Origin of the sequence: Streptomyces tropicalis (assembly GCF_029269835.1) — a bacterium.
In the GTDB taxonomy this organism is placed as follows: Bacteria; Actinomycetota; Actinomycetes; order Streptomycetales; family Streptomycetaceae; genus Streptomyces; species Streptomyces tropicalis.
The window spans coordinates 91,861-105,288 of record NZ_JARJBB010000004.1; the positions used below are offsets into that span (position 1 = coordinate 91,861).

A 13,428-nucleotide genomic window follows, 5' to 3' on the forward strand; every position below is an offset into this window, starting at 1 on the left:
CTGGGCTCTGTGACGACGACACTAACACCATACCCCTAGGGGGTATTCCCGACGGCGCCCCCTTCCCGATCCGGGACACCCGCCGAAACCGGCGGCGTCCACACCGGTGTGCGCGGGACGCCGCGGGGCGTTCTCCGCGGCGGTGTCTGCCAGGACGGCCGCGGAGAAGCGGACTGGCGGACTAGCGGTGCTCCGGATTCTCCCGGTCGTCCCGGCAGCCCGCGTCCCAGGCGGAGCGCTGGTTGCCGTGGGCGGGGATGCCGCCGGCGTCCTTGAGCAGCCGGGCCAGGTGCAGCAGGTTCCACGTCATGAAGGTGGTGTTGCGGCGGGTGAAGTCGTTCTCCGGGCCGCCCGAGCCGGGGTCGAGGTACGACGGCCCCGGGCCCGCCTCGCCGATCCAGCCCGCGTCGGCCTGGGGCGGGATGGTGTAGCCGAGGTGCTGGAGGCTGTAGAGGAGGTTCATGGCGCAGTGCTTCACGCCGTCCTCGTTGCCCGTGATCAGACAGCCGCCGACCCGGCCGTAGTAGGCGTACTGCCCGGCGTCGTTGAGGAGGCTGGAGCAGGCGTACAGGCGCTCCACGACACGCTTGGTCACCGAGCTGTTGTCGCCCAGCCAGATCGGGCCGGCCAGGACGAGGATGTCGGCCGCGAGGACCTGCTCGTACAGCTCGGGCCAGGCGTCGCTCGGCCAGCCGTGCTCCGTCATGTCCGGCCAGACGCCGGTCGCGAGGTCCAGGTCCACGGCGCGTACGACGTCCACGTGGACGCCCTGCTCCGCCATGATGCCCACGCTGCGGTCGACCAGCCCCTGGGTGTGGCTGCGTTCCGGTGAGCGCTTGAGCGTGCAGTTCACGAAGAGGGCGCGCAGGTCGTCGTAGTGCGCGGGCGGAGTGCTGGAGGTCGGCGGCGAGGTGGTCACGGGCCCTCCCGGGGGCGGTGCCACCATGCCGGTCACGGTGGCGCGGAGCCCCATCGTGCGGGCGTCGCGACGGCCCGCGTCCGCCGCGGCACCCTCCGCCCCGGACAACCACCCCGACGGCCGAACGCACTCGGCGAAGCGGAGGAGGGCACGGTGCGCCCCGGCGCGGGGAGCCGGGCGAGAAGCCGGCTGGACCGGTGCCGACGCGGTCGCGGCCCGCGGCCCGTGCCGTGCGGTCCCGACGTGTACGGTCCGCGCCCGGCCGCCAGACTGGACGGGTGGCACGGGAAGAGGGCACCTCGGCCCCGCGGGCGCCGCAGGGCCCGGGACTCTACGGCGAGCGGGTGTTCCGCCCCCAGGACGAGGGGGAGGCGGAGCGCATCGACCTCGGCGCGCTCGCCTACGACGCGACCACGCTCGCCCGCCTGACGCAGCTCGGCGCCGGGCCGGGCACACGCTGCCTGGACGTGGGCGCCGGCACCGGCACGGTGGCCCGCGCACTGCTGCGCGAGGCGGGCGTGGCCGAGGTCGTCGCGGTGGACCGGGACATCCGCTTCCTCACCGCCGAGCCCGTCCCCGGACTGACCCCGCTGGAGGCCGACGCGACCTCCCCGGACTTCGCCCCCGGCCTCTTCGACCTCGTCCACGCCCGGTTCGTGCTGATGCACCTGCCGCACCCCGCACGGATGGCCGCACGGCTCTCCGCCCTGCTCGCGCCCGGCGGGATCCTCGTGCTCAGCGACGCGGTGGACCTGACCACCGAGAACGCGCCGCCGACGCCGTACACGACGGCGATGCGGGCGATGTGGCGCGGCCTGCGGGAGACCATCGGCACCGACGTGTCCTGGGTGCCCGGCTGCCCCCGGCTGCTCGCCGACGCCGGCCTGGAGGAGGTGGCCGCCGAGATCCACGTGCCGCCGCTGCTGCCCGGCAGCCCCATCAGTCGGTTCTGGGCCGGTACCTGGGACCGGGCGCGCATCGCCATGGTGGGCACCGGCCTGGTGGACGACGCCGGGATCGACGAGGCGCAGCGCCGGCTGGAGTCGCCGGCGTACGCCGGACTGTCCCCCGGCATGCTCACGGCCTGGGGGCGCAGGCCGGCGGCGCCGCCGTGACCGGGGCGCCCCTGCCCGCCGCCGAGCCGGCCGTACGGCCCGGGCGGAGGTCCCCGGCGGCGCTGCTCGCGGTGTGCGCCGGGTACTTCATGGTCATCCTGGACGTGACGATCATCAACGTCGCCGTGCCGGTCGTGGGCCGGGACCTGTCGGCCTCGCTGACCGGCATCCAGTGGATCACGGACGGCTACACCCTCGTCCTCGCCGGTTTCCTCATGGCCGGCGGAGCGCTGGGGGACCGGCTGGGCAACCGCCGGGTGTTCTGCTCCGGCGTGGTGGTCTTCACCCTGGCCTCCGCCGCGTGCGCGCTCGCCCCGAACACCTTCGCGCTCGTGACGGCCAGACTCGCCGAGGGTCTGGGCGCGGCCCTCATCGTGCCCGGTTCGCTCGCCCTGCTGCAGCAGGCCTACCCGGCGCCCGCGGCCCGCTCCTGGGCCTTCGGCCTGTGGGGCTCGATGGCCGGCATCGCCGCCTCCGCCGGGCCGCTGCTGGGCGGGCTGCTGGTCACCACGGTGGGCTGGCGGTGGGTGTTCCTCATCAACCTGCCCGTCGGGACGGCGTGCCTGCTGCTCACCCTGCGGCACGTCACGCCCTCCCCGCGCCGTGCCGACCGCGCGCTGGACTGGCCGGCGCAGTGCGCGGTGGTGGCGGCGGTGGCCCTGCTCACCGCCGCACTGAACGAGGCGGGGCGCCGCGGCTGGTCCGACCCCGCCGTCCTCGCCGGGCTGGCGCTGGCCGCGGCGGCCGCCGCCGCGTTCGTCGCACGCGAGCGGCTGGCCCGCGCCCCGGCCCTGCCGCTGACCCTGCTGCGCTCCCGGGAGATGAGCGGCGGAGCGGTCATCGGCCTGCTGTTCAACTTCGGCTTCTACGGGATGGTGTTCACCGCCAGCCTGTACTTCCAGCACGACCGCGGCTTCAGCGCCCTGGCGGCCGGGGCGGCGCTCTTCCCGGCGGTCGCCATGACCATGTTCGCCTCGGTCGTGTCCGGGCGGCTGTCCCGCCGCACCGGTCACCGGCCGCTGGTCGTCTCCGGCATGGTCCTGGCCGCGCTGGGACTGGGCGGGTGGGCCGTCGCCGGGGCCGACGCCGCCTACGCGCTGCTGGTGGCTCCGATGATGGCGGCCGGCTTCGGCACGTCCTTCGCCCTCACCGGCTCGACGGCCACCGTGATGGGCGCCGCGCCCCCGGAGTACTCGGGCGCCGCCTCGGCCCTGTTCAACACCACCCGCCAGATCGGCAGCGCCACCGGCGTGGCACTCGGCGGCAGCCTGCTCGCCACGCACAGCGGCTTCGGCGCGGGGCTGCGCACCTCCATGGCCGCGGGCGCGCTCGCCTACCTGGCGGCGGCGGCCCTCGCCTGGCGGTGCGTGCCCGCGAAGGCCGGGTCCGGGTAGCGGACCCGGACGGCATGCAGGGGCGGACCGGGGCGGGCGTCCCGGCCCGTCCGGTCAGCCCGATGCGGTCAGCCGGCGGTGGAAGCGGACGCCGGGGCGGCCCCCGATGTCCACAGGGCCCGCCTCGGTGAACCCGGAGCGCGCCAGCACGGCCCGGGACGCCGCGTTGTCCAGGGTGGTCATCGCGGTGAGCGCACGGAGCCCGTACGCCGAGACGGCCAGCCGGCACACCTCCGCGACCGCGGCCGTCGCCACGCCCCGGCCGGCGGACCGTTCACCGATGCGGTACCCGAGTACGGCGCTCCCCGCCACGGCGTCGACGAGATTGACGCGGCCCAGCAGTTCGCCCGCCTCGTCCACGACGACGTGGAAGTGGCTGACTCCGGCGTCCTGTTCGGCGAGGAGCGCCCGGTGCCGGGAGGCGAACTCGGTGAAGTACGCGTCGCCGCGGTCCGAGATCGAGCGGGCGAAGTACGCGCGGTTCTCCCGCTCGAAGGCCAGCAGGGCGGGCGCGTGGTCGGCCCGTAGGCGCTCCAGCTTCGGCATGCGCCCCAGGGTATCCACCGCCGTCGCCCCGCGGACCCACCGCGGTCACGGCGGTCCGGATCCGCGGCGCCCGACCCGGCCGGAACTCCCGGTCAGCCGGCGGGAGAAGTGCGGATCGCCGCGATGTCGAATTGGAGGCGCACCTTTTCGCTCACCATGGCCCCGCCCTCGGCCAGCTTCGCGTTGTACGTCAGGCCCCATTCGGAGCGATTGATCGTGGTGGTGCCGTCGAATCCGACGCGCTGATAGCCGAACGGATCGGTGACGTGCCCGATATAGGTGAGATCAAGAACGACGGGACGCGTCACGTCCCTGATGGTGAGATCGCCGGTCATGCGGTACACGTCGGAACCGAGGAGCTGCACCGCGGTACTGGCGAACGTCAGATGCGGAAAGGTCGCGGCGTCCAGGAAGTCCCGGCCGATCAGGTGCGCGTCGCGCTGCTCCACGCCGGTGTCCACGCTGGCCGTCGACAGGGTGATCTCGGCCTGGGACCGCGTGGGGTCGACACCGTCGAAGCGGAGCCGGCTCGTGAACTCCGTGAACGCGCCGCGCACCGTCGTGACCATGGCATGCCGGACCGAGAAGCCGATGCGGCTGTGCGCGGGGTCGATCAGCCAGTCGCCCGACAGCGCGGCCAGGGCGGGCTCGGGCCCGGCGGCCGGGGCGGATCCCGGACGCTCGGCGGCGCGGGGACGGACGAGGGTGGGGGTCGAGCGGCGAGCGGATCCACCGCGGTTGAACAGGTTCATGGACGACCTAGTTACTGCACCACTGATATCGCCGCAAGTCATCGCCGGGGTGGGGTGCGCGGCGAATCCCCGCCGACAGGCGAATAAGCCGTACCTGTGGAGCCGGGGACCACACGATCCGCACATCCCCGCTACGTCGCCCCCCAATGATTCGGCGGAGTTGCGCGCGTGTCATTCCGGTGCTGCGGTGCATTCACGCGGAGGAAATACTCACCCCCGGTGACGGTGGTATCGCGGCGCGTGCACCGGTGTCGTCGTGTCGAAAAGGGAAAGCGGGGCGCCGACGGAACTCCGGGAGCCGCGACGCCTCCGGGGTGCGCGGGGCCGCCGTCCTCAGGTCCCGGCCGTGACGGCGAGAGCGGTGACGATCGCCGCGTAGGCGAGCACCGTCAGCGCCGCCCGGGCGACCCGGCCCGCCCGCACCCGGGGCCGGGGGTGCTCGAAGCAGCAGCAGGAATCCCGGTGCAGGTAGGGGGAGTCCAGCCAGTAGGCGCCCAGCAGCTGGGTGTGCGTCGAAGGCGTCAGATCGTCGCTCATGCTCTCGACAACGGTGCGGCCGGCGCCTCCGGTACGACCCCCGCGGCGACCGGAACCGAACCGTGATCCCGCATGTGCCGCGGGAGCATGCTGCTCCGCCCGGACCCTCCGGCCCCTTTCCCGGCCGCGGCCTCCGGCGCCTTCTGCCCGGGCGTCCGCCGGTCTCCCGTGCGCCGTCCTGCCGGCCTCGGGCGCCGCCGGCCCGTGCGGGGCGGCAGAGGGCCGGGCGTGTCCGCGGTGTCCGGGTCCGTGCCCGGACAAACCCCTCAACTCCGTACCGTTGTCAGGGATGCGCGCGACTGCCCCTACACTCGGCAGCCGTTGCAATACTGCCTCAAACCGCAGACGGGAAGGTCCGGTCAACGTGTTCCAAGACGCCCCCATCTATCACCAACTCGTCGCCGAGCGGGGGGACATACCCGCCCGGGTGCGCGACGCGGCCGCGAGCATACGCCTCGAACTCGAAGGCGTGATGGGGCAGTCGATCGGCTCGCTCCCCTCCGGCCCGGCGCCCGCGGCCCCGTCGTCCTGGTCGCACGCCGCGCTGCCGTCGGGCCTGTAGCCCACGCCTGAGCATGTCTGCTGCCCGGGTTCTTCGGAACCCGGGCAGCAGACATGCTCAGCCGGCCGGCAGGCGGACCGTGAAGCGGGCGCCGGGCCGATGGCCGGGGTCGTGCGCGACCTCGCCGCCGACCGCGCGGGCCAGCCGCCGCGCGAGGGGAAGCCCGAGCCCGGCCCCGTCGTGGCCGTCGCCGGCGTCGGCGCGCCGGCCCGGCTGGAAGAGGTCGCCGGTGAACTGCTCCGGCACTCCCGGACCGTCGTCGGTCACGTCGATGAGCACCGCACCGGACGCGCCCCGGACGGACACCGTCACCCGGGAGCGGGCGTACCGGACGGCGTTGGCCAGCAGGGGGCTCACGATGCGTTCCAGCACGGCCGGTGCCACGCCCGCCGTCAGTGCGGCACCGGAGCCCTCCGGTGCCGCACTGACGGCGGGCCGCTCCGGCCGCCGCTCCCGGCCCCGCCCGCCGCCGGGCCGCCCGCCCTGCGCGCGCGCCGCCCCGGCGGGCACGGCGCAGCCCGCCTCGACCGCGGCCGTCACGTGTCCCGGCGCCTCCAGCTGCCGGGTCAGCCGGCGCAGGACGGGGACGACGTCGGCCGTGTCGGAGGCCGTCGCCGGGTTCAGCGCGCTCTCCCGTGCGTCGTTGAGCAGGGTGTCGCAGATGCTGCGCATGGACTGGGCGGCCTCGGCGATCGTCTCGTGCGTCGCCCGGGTCTCCGCGGCGGTGCGGGGACGGGAACGCCACCAGTCCAGCTCGATGACGATCCGGGTCAGCGGTGTCCGCAGCTCGTGGGACAGCTCGCCGGTGAGCCGGCGCTCGTGGCGCAGCACCGCCCGTATCCGGTCCAGCAGGGCGTCCAGCGAGTGGCCCAGGCGGGCCAGCTCGGCGGGGCGGTCCGCTGCCCCGAAGCGCTCGTCGGAGGCCACGGCGCTCCACTGGGTGGCCTGGTCGGTCATCGTGCCCACGGGCCGCAGCGCACGGCCGACCGCCAGCCGGGTCAGTCCGTAGGTGCAGGCCAGCATCACGGCGTCCAGGACCAGCGAGCCGAACAGCAGGGTGTCGGCCGAGCTGCGGTACGGGGCGAGGTCCAGGGCGGTGACCACGGTGGCGGTGCCCCGCCCGCCGGGCACGGGCTGGGCGCACATCCGCACCGAGCGGGAGCCGCTCCCCACCGTCGCGCAGCCCGGTCCCCGCCGTGCCGCCGTCCGGTCGGCCGCCCGGGTCAGCGGGTTCCCGGCCGTCGCGGACGGCGGCCGCTCCACCGGGCGGGTACCGGCGTAGACCCAGGTGTTGGTGTCGAGCAACTGGTCGTTCCCGGTCTCCACGACCCGCACCCGGGACCCGCTGGTGTCGACGGTCGTGGCGACGGCGGCCGCGCGGGTCCGCAGCTCGTCGTCCGCCTGGTGCTGCAGATGCCGGTCCATGACGGCGTTGAAGACCACGGTCAGCACGGTCATCAGCAGCGCGGCCGTGGTCAGCGCCACCAGCGACAGCCGGCCGCGCAGCGTACGGGGAGCCAGACGGCGTACGAGGGTCCTCATGACAGCCGGTGGCCGATCCCGCGCGCCGTGCCGATGGTCAGTGCGCTGCCGGCCTCCCGCAGCTTGCGGCGCAGCCGGGTCAGGTACTGGTCCAGTGTGTTGTCGCTCACCTGGGCGCCCTCGGGCCAGCCGGCCCGCAGCAGCTCCCGCCGGCGGACGGTCTCGCCGCCCGCGGCGACCAGCGTGGCCAGCAGCCGGAACTCGGTGGGGGACAGGGCGACGGCGGTGCCGCCGCAGGTCGCGCTGTGCTGGACGGCGTCCAGCACCAGGTCTCCGACGGCGGCCGTGGGCGGCGGCGCGGCGCGCTTGAGGGCCGCGCGCAGGCGGGCGGCGAGCTCGGCGAGGTGGAAGGGCTTGGGCAGGTAGTCGTCCCCGCCCGCGGAGAAGCCGGACAGCCGGTCCGTGAGCTGGTGCCGGGCGGTCAGGAAGATCACCGGGGCGAGGAAGCCGTTGGCGCGCAGGGCCTGGCACACGTCCCGCCCGTCCGCGTCGGGCAGCCCGATGTCCAGGACGGCCGCGCAGACGTCCGGAGTGGCCAGCCGCAGCGCGGTGGCCCCGTCGGCGGCGGGCACGGGCTCGAAGTCCTCGTCGTAGAGGCCGCGGCGCAGCACGTCGCGCAGGGCGTGATCGTCCTCGACGACCAGGATCTTGCGGCGCATTCCTCTCCCTCACGACCCCCTGTCGGGCCGTACCACCCGCGCCTCGGCGCACCCGGCGGGGTCCGGTGCGGCGGTCGCCGGGGTGCGCGCGTCGTCGCAGGTGGTGGCAGGTGCTTCACCGGTGAACAGCCGGTGCGGGGGCGAGCGGCCCTCCGAGCTGACTACATTGGTGTAGACGATACCGCAGGCGCCGGACCGTCCCACCCTCGGAAGGGCCGCCCTCACGCGGGGTGCGTCCTGCCGCGGGACCGGTGACCGGGCGCCGCCCCTACTGGCCCACCCTTCCGTCGACGCGCTCGCGCAGCAGGTCGGCGTGGCCGCTGTGGCGGGCGTACTCCTCGACCCGGTGCACCATCAGCTCCCGGATCGAGATCCTGTCCTTACCGACGCGCTCGCCCAGGTCGGCGTACCGGGCCGGCGCGGCGTCGGTGGCGGCCTGCTCGCGCTCCAGATCGGCGTACGCGGTGTCGACCACGGCCTGCTCGGCGACGGCGCCGTGGAAGTCCGCGTCCTTCGCGCCGTACAGCTTCGGCAGCGGTTCGCCGTCGCCGAGCCAGTTGCGCCAGTCCCGTTCCACCTCGGCGAGGTGCCGGAGCAGGCCGAGCAGCGACATCGTCGAGGGCGGTACCGACCGGCGGGCCAGCTGCCCCGCGTCCAGTCCGTCGCACTTCATCCGCAGGGTCAGGCGGTAGTTCGTCAGGAAGTCCTGCAGTGTGGCGAGTTCGCCGTCGGGGCTGTCCTCGTTGTTGCGGGGGTCGTCGTCCGGGTCGGCCCACATGTCGGGGTAGGCGTTCGCCCGGGTCCATCGCGCGGGTTGGTCAGTCATGCGGAGCATGGTGATGGGCGGCGGCTCGGGTCCGCCACCGAGTAAGCGGGGGGACCCCTCGGCGGACAGCGGCCGCCGGGGAGATCCGCCGGCCGCGGGCGCGGCGCGGTGCGGCCTTGCGTCAGGCGCCGGGAAGGCGGCTCACCGAGCCGGGGCGAGAAGACGGCCGACCCGGCCGGCCGGATTGCGCCGCACCAGCGAGGCGTTCAGCGCGGTGGCGAACAGGCACCAGGAGGCGTAGGGGACCAGGGCGGCGGCGGCCGGGCGGTCGGTCGCCGCCGTCCGGCGCAGGAGCTGGGCGTTGCTGACGTCGAGGAGGACGGTTCCGATCAGCCCGGCCAGGGGGCTCCGGCGGCCGAAGAACAGATGGTTCCACGCCGTGTTCAGCGCCAGGTTGGCCGCCAGGCCGGCCGCCAGCGCCGTCCGCTCCCGGCCGCCGGCCCGGTCGAGTGCTCGCCCCGCGGACCAGGCGATCGAGGCGTACAGCGGTGTCCACACCACGCCGAACGCCCAGGAGGGCGGCTGCCAGGCCGGCTTGTCCAGCGATCGGTACCAGTCGCTGTCCGCGTCGACGGCCCGGGCCCCCGCGAAGGCGGTCAGGGACACGGCGGCGACCGCGCCGGCCGTCCAGGCCGCGCGCCGGCCGGGCTGCGTACGCTCGCTGATGATCCTCATGACGATCCCTGTACCCGCCCCGGGGCTCCGCGCACGGCCGCGCGCTCCGGGATCGCCGGGAGGCGTGCCCCCGTCAGGCGTCCTGCGGATACCAGCGCAGCTCCACGGTGTTGCCGTCCGGGTCCCGCACGTAGAGGGAGAGTGCGGTGCCCCGGGCGCCGAAGCGCTTGCCGGGACCGTCCAGCACCGTGAAGACGCCGGAGTCGACGACCTGCTGCCAGTCGAGCGGCTCCACCACGAGGCAGATGTGGTCGACGTTGGAGCCCTCCGGCTGCTCCGCGGGTGCTTTCACGAGGTCGATGATGGTGGTGGGGCTCACCCGCACGGACGGGAAGGGAGCCTTGCCGGCTCTCCACTCCTCCACCCGGACCGGCTCCAGGCCCAGCGGGCCGGTGTAGAAGGTGAGCGCACGCTCGATGTCGGCGACGTTCAGGACGAGGTGGTCGAAGGCGATGACGCGCATGGACGACTCCGCGGTGTCGGGGCGCCCGGGGCGCCGGTGGCGGTGCGGCCTCCAGCATCGCCGAGGACATATCCATTGATCCAATACATGTTTTTCATCCGATCCATCGTGCTGCACGATGGATCAATGGATCTCCAGCAGATGCGGTACGTCGTCGCGGTCGCGGAGACCGCCAGCTTCACCCGCGCCGCCGAGCAGTGCCACGTCGTCCAGTCCGCGCTCAGCCACCAGGTGGCCCGGCTGGAGAAGGAACTGGGCGCCCGGCTGTTCGAGCGGACCAGCCGCCGGGTGCGGCTGAGCCCCGCGGGTGAGGCGTTCCTGCCGGCCGCCCGCCAGGCCCTGGAAGCAGCCGAGCGGGCCCGGGCGGAGGTGGCCGCGGCCACGGGTGAGATCCGGGGCCGGCTGACCGTCGGTTCGATCCCCACCGTGGCGGCCGTCGATCTCCCCGCGGTGCTGCGGGACTACCGCCTGCGCCACCCGCAGGTGCGGATCAGCCTCCGGACCGGCGCCAGCGAGCGGCTCGTCGAGCAGGTGCGCGACGGCGCGCTGGACGTGGCGTTCCTCGGCGTGCAGCCCGGATTCCGGCCGCAGGGCGTCCGGGACAGGGAACTCGCCCACGGGCGGCACGTCGCGGTGGTCGCCCCGGGCCACCCCCTGGCCACCCGGCACGAGGTGGACCTCCGCCTCCTCTCCGAGGAGGTGTTCGTGGACTTCGCCGACGGCAGCGCCGCCCGCGCCCAGTCGGACCGGGCGTTCGCAGCCGTCGGCCTGCGGCGCGAGGTCGCCTTCGAGGTGTCCGGCGTCGAGCTGATGGTCCGGATGGTGCGCCACGGACTGGGCATCGCCCTGCTGCCCGCCGCCTTCACCGCCGAACTGCACGGACTGCGGTGCGTGCCGATCACCGACGGACCGGTACGGGTGGAGCGCCTCGTGTGGAGCCGCTTCACCCCGTCGCCCGCAGCCTCCGCCTTCCTCGCCCTGCTGGACTCCGGCACGCCGTCTCCCGGCGCCTGATCCGCTCGCCTCCTTCCGGTCCGCCCGGGCGACGGCAGAGGCGAACGTCTCGACCGGGCCTGCTGCTTGCAGCGATCCAGTCGGCCCTCCCGGTGCGTGCGGCGGTCGCGAGGGCCGGGGGCGTCCTCGTGACCGCCGCCGTCCGGACCGCGCAGCGGCTCTTCCGGGCCCGCGCACGGCTCGCGGACCCGGACTGAGCGTGCCCCCGCGGGACCGGTCAGGGCAGCAGGACCGCCTTGCCGTGGTTGCGGTGGGCCTCCAGATCGCTGTGCGCCTGTGCGGCGTCCGCGAGGGGATAGGTGCGCCAGATCGGCAGCGTGAGGCTGCCGGCTGCGGCCAGGTGCACCAGCTCCGGCAGGTACCGGCCGTCCTCCTCGGCACCGCCTGCGCTGAAGCGGACGCCGTGCTGCGCGGCGGACATGTCGGCGATGGTGACGACGCGGGCGCCGTCACCGGTCAGGGCGACGGACTCGGCGAGCACACCGGCGCCCGAGGCGTCGAGGACGAAGTCGACCCCCTGCGGGGCCGCGGCCCTCACCCGGTCCGCCCAGCCGTCGCCGTAGCGGACGGCGGTGGCCCCGAGCGCGGTGACGCGCTCGATGTCGCGTTCACCGGCCGTTCCGACGACGGTGACCCCGCGGGCGGCGGCCAATTGCACCGCGAGGGTGCCCACGCTGCCGCCGGCGCCGTGCACGAGCAGGGTCCGGCCCGCCTGCACTCCGAGCTGATCGAGGACACGGAACGCGGTCTGCCCGACCGCGACCAGCGCGGCGGCGCCCTCCCACGACAGTGCCCCGGGCTTGGCCACCGGCCGGTCGAGCAGGGCGTACTCGCCGTAGCTGCCGCCGGCGGTGGAACCGAGGACCTCGTCCCCGACGGCCGCGTCGGCACCCTCGCCGACGACGTCGACGACTCCGGCGGCGTCGATGCCGGGGGTCACGGGGAAGCGGGCGGGCACGACGCCGGCCATGAGACCGGACCGGATCTTCAGGTCGAGGGGGTTGACGGAGGCGGCCCGCACCCGGATCCGGACCTGGCCCGGCCCGGGCTCCGGCGCGGTGACCTCGGACAGCCGCAGCACCTCGGGTGCGCCGTACTCGGAGAAAGTGATCGCTTTGGACATCGGGAACTCCCTGGTGGTGGCAGGTGGGGAAGGCGGCCGCACGTGCTCTGGTCCACGGTGCGGCCGTGCCGGCGCACGCGCCGCTCAGGCGGTCAGCGCGGGGTAGTCGGTGTAGCCGCGGTGGTCGCCGCCGTAGAAGGTGACCTGGTCCGGGGTGTTGAACGGACCGCCGGCCGCCAGGCGCCGGGGGAGGTCGGGGTTGGCCAGGAAGAGCGCCCCGTAGGCGATCATGTCCGCGCCGCCCTCCTCGATCAGTTCCAGTGCCTCGGGGCCGGTGGCGGCCGGGTGGGTGAAGGGGTTGAGGACGAACACGCCGGGCCAGGCCTTGCGCAGCCGCGCCGTCAGGCCGCGGTCCGGGCCCTCCATCAGGTGCAGGTAGGCCGCCCCCAGGCCGGAGAGCCGGTCCAGCAGGGCCCCGTACACCTCGCCCGGATCGTCCTCGGACATGTCGTTGTACGGGTTTCCGGGCGAGATCCGCAGGCCGACCCGGTGGCCGCCGATCGCCTCGGCCACTGCCGTGACGACTTCCACGGCGAAGCGGATCCGGCCCTCGGTGCCGCCGCCCCAGGCGTCGGTGCGCCGGTTGGTGCCGGACGCGAGGAACTGGTGGACCAGGTAGCCGTTGGCGCCGTGGATCTCCACGCCGTCGAACCCGGCCTCGACGGCATTGCGGGCCGCGGCGGCGAAGTCGGCGATCGTCTGCCGGATCTCCGTCCCGCTCAGCTCCCTCGGCGTCACGAAGTCCTTCGGCCCCTCGTGGGTGAACACCTGGCCCCGGGCGGCCACCGCGGACGGGCCCACCGGCACCAGGCCGTCGGGCAGCAGACTCGGGTGGCCGATCCGGCCGGTGTGCATCAGCTGGGCGAAGATCACGCCGCCCTCGCGGTGCACGGCGTCGGTCACCGTCCGCCACGCCCGCACCTGCCCCGGCGTGTGCAGGCCGGGGGTGTCGGGGTAGCCCTGGCCGACCGGCGAGGGCTGGACGCCCTCGGTGACGATCAGCCCGGCGCCGGCACGCTGCGCGTAGTACGCCGCCATCAGCTCGGTGGGCTCGGCGCCGGGCCCGTGGGCGCGGCTGCGGGTCATCGGCGCCATCGCGACGCGGTTGGCCAGGCGCCTGCCGCCCAGTTCGATCGGATCGAATGCCGTGGTCATGGTCCTCTTCCTCGGGGTGAGCGCGGTCCGGGCACACTGGACCGCGTCGATTGCCTGTCTGAACAAGTAAATCACCTGTCCGAACAGGTAAATGCCCCGGACTCATTCCCGGCTCTTCATGTGACGCCCGTCATGCCCTGCTGTCC

15 protein-coding genes are annotated in these 13,428 nt (G+C 74.5%); 4 read left to right on the forward strand and 11 right to left on the reverse strand.

The genetic code is table 11. The annotated features are described in order from the left end of the window. Positions 1–181 precede the first annotated feature (181 nt). A complete protein-coding gene (locus tag P3H78_RS09485) occupies positions 182–919 on the reverse strand; it encodes a flavodoxin family protein (RefSeq protein ID WP_276108418.1) in 738 nt (245 codons plus the stop codon). Positions 920–1,197: 278 nt separating this feature from the next. On the opposite strand from P3H78_RS09485, the gene P3H78_RS09490 reads away from it, so the two are divergent. Next, positions 1,198–2,034: a class I SAM-dependent methyltransferase gene (locus P3H78_RS09490; protein ID WP_276108419.1), complete on the forward strand. Its 837-nt coding sequence runs from the start codon at positions 1,198–1,200 to the stop codon at positions 2,032–2,034. Continuing rightward, a complete protein-coding gene (locus P3H78_RS09495; protein ID WP_438827930.1) occupies positions 2,031–3,428 on the forward strand; it encodes an MFS transporter in 1,398 nt (465 codons plus the stop codon). Before P3H78_RS09490 ends, P3H78_RS09495 begins: the two co-directional genes overlap by 4 nt. A 54-nt stretch (positions 3,429–3,482) precedes the next feature. Here the strand turns inward: P3H78_RS09495 and P3H78_RS09500 are convergent, their stop codons facing one another. The 3 genes from P3H78_RS09500 to P3H78_RS09510 form a co-directional block, all read right to left on the reverse strand. Then, a complete protein-coding gene (locus tag P3H78_RS09500; RefSeq protein ID WP_276108420.1) occupies positions 3,483–3,974 on the reverse strand; it encodes a GNAT family N-acetyltransferase in 492 nt (163 codons plus the stop codon). A 92-nt stretch (positions 3,975–4,066) separates the two neighbouring features. After that, on the reverse strand, positions 4,067–4,726 hold the full coding sequence (locus P3H78_RS09505) for a YceI family protein (protein ID WP_276108421.1): 660 nt from the start codon (positions 4,724–4,726) through the stop codon (positions 4,067–4,069). 333 nt (positions 4,727–5,059) lie between these two features. Then, complete coding sequence (locus P3H78_RS09510; RefSeq protein WP_276108422.1) at positions 5,060–5,263, reverse strand: hypothetical protein; 204 nt, start codon at positions 5,261–5,263, stop codon at positions 5,060–5,062. 364 nt (positions 5,264–5,627) lie between these two features. On the opposite strand from P3H78_RS09510, the gene P3H78_RS09515 reads away from it, so the two are divergent. Beyond that, positions 5,628–5,825 carry a hypothetical protein gene (locus P3H78_RS09515; protein WP_276108423.1) on the forward strand — a complete coding sequence of 66 codons (198 nt, stop codon included), beginning with the start codon at positions 5,628–5,630 and terminating at the stop codon, positions 5,823–5,825. Positions 5,826–5,882: 57 nt separating this feature from the next. On the opposite strand, the gene P3H78_RS09520 is transcribed toward P3H78_RS09515, so the two are convergent. From P3H78_RS09520 to P3H78_RS09540, 5 genes are all read right to left on the reverse strand, one after another. Next, positions 5,883–7,367 carry a sensor histidine kinase gene (locus P3H78_RS09520; RefSeq protein ID WP_276108424.1) on the reverse strand — a complete coding sequence of 495 codons (1,485 nt, stop codon included), beginning with the start codon at positions 7,365–7,367 and terminating at the stop codon, positions 5,883–5,885. Further along, complete coding sequence (locus tag P3H78_RS09525) at positions 7,364–8,026, reverse strand: response regulator transcription factor (protein ID WP_276108425.1); 663 nt, start codon at positions 8,024–8,026, stop codon at positions 7,364–7,366. The genes P3H78_RS09520 and P3H78_RS09525 overlap by 4 nt, the downstream gene beginning before the upstream one ends. 268 nt (positions 8,027–8,294) lie before the next feature. After that, positions 8,295–8,861 (reverse strand): DinB family protein, encoded by a 567-nt coding sequence (locus P3H78_RS09530; RefSeq protein WP_276108426.1) that lies wholly within the window; start codon positions 8,859–8,861, stop codon positions 8,295–8,297. A gap of 132 nt (positions 8,862–8,993) precedes the next feature. Beyond that, positions 8,994–9,527, reverse strand: coding sequence for a TspO/MBR family protein (locus P3H78_RS09535; protein ID WP_276108427.1), 534 nt, complete (start codon positions 9,525–9,527; stop codon positions 8,994–8,996). A 73-nt stretch (positions 9,528–9,600) separates the two neighbouring features. Then, entirely contained in the window at positions 9,601–9,990 is a 390-nt protein-coding gene (locus P3H78_RS09540) for a VOC family protein (RefSeq protein ID WP_276108428.1), read from the reverse strand. A 126-nt stretch (positions 9,991–10,116) separates the two neighbouring features. Between P3H78_RS09540 and P3H78_RS09545 the strand changes: the two genes are divergently transcribed. Continuing rightward, positions 10,117–11,004: a LysR family transcriptional regulator gene (locus P3H78_RS09545; protein WP_276108429.1), complete on the forward strand. Its 888-nt coding sequence runs from the start codon at positions 10,117–10,119 to the stop codon at positions 11,002–11,004. Between the two features lie 217 nt (positions 11,005–11,221). On the opposite strand, the gene P3H78_RS09550 is transcribed toward P3H78_RS09545, so the two are convergent. Together P3H78_RS09550 and P3H78_RS09555 are read right to left on the reverse strand one after the other, a co-directional pair. Next, a complete protein-coding gene (locus tag P3H78_RS09550) occupies positions 11,222–12,127 on the reverse strand; it encodes an NADP-dependent oxidoreductase (protein WP_276108430.1) in 906 nt (301 codons plus the stop codon). Positions 12,128–12,211: 84 nt separating this feature from the next. After that, the gene (locus tag P3H78_RS09555) at positions 12,212–13,282 is read right to left on the reverse strand and encodes an alkene reductase (RefSeq protein WP_276108431.1); all 1,071 of its coding nucleotides are present in this window, start codon (positions 13,280–13,282) and stop codon (positions 12,212–12,214) included. Positions 13,283–13,428 lie beyond the last annotated feature (146 nt).

Coding starts and splice junctions, on each gene's coding strand:
- P3H78_RS09500 (WP_276108420.1), bottom strand. CDS start 3,974: ATGCCGAAGCTGGAGCGCCTACGGGCCGACCACGCGCCCGCCCTGCTG.
- P3H78_RS09505 (WP_276108421.1), bottom strand. CDS start 4,726: ATGAACCTGTTCAACCGCGGTGGATCCGCTCGCCGCTCGACCCCCACC.
- P3H78_RS09510 (WP_276108422.1), bottom strand. CDS start 5,263: ATGAGCGACGATCTGACGCCTTCGACGCACACCCAGCTGCTGGGCGCC.
- P3H78_RS09520 (WP_276108424.1), bottom strand. CDS start 7,367: ATGAGGACCCTCGTACGCCGTCTGGCTCCCCGTACGCTGCGCGGCCGG.
- P3H78_RS09525 (WP_276108425.1), bottom strand. CDS start 8,026: ATGCGCCGCAAGATCCTGGTCGTCGAGGACGATCACGCCCTGCGCGAC.
- P3H78_RS09530 (WP_276108426.1), bottom strand. CDS start 8,861: ATGCTCCGCATGACTGACCAACCCGCGCGATGGACCCGGGCGAACGCC.
- P3H78_RS09535 (WP_276108427.1), bottom strand. CDS start 9,527: ATGAGGATCATCAGCGAGCGTACGCAGCCCGGCCGGCGCGCGGCCTGG.
- P3H78_RS09540 (WP_276108428.1), bottom strand. CDS start 9,990: ATGCGCGTCATCGCCTTCGACCACCTCGTCCTGAACGTCGCCGACATC.
- P3H78_RS09545 (WP_276108429.1), top strand. CDS start 10,117: ATGGATCTCCAGCAGATGCGGTACGTCGTCGCGGTCGCGGAGACCGCC.
- P3H78_RS09550 (WP_276108430.1), bottom strand. CDS start 12,127: ATGTCCAAAGCGATCACTTTCTCCGAGTACGGCGCACCCGAGGTGCTG.
- P3H78_RS09555 (WP_276108431.1), bottom strand. CDS start 13,282: ATGACCACGGCATTCGATCCGATCGAACTGGGCGGCAGGCGCCTGGCC.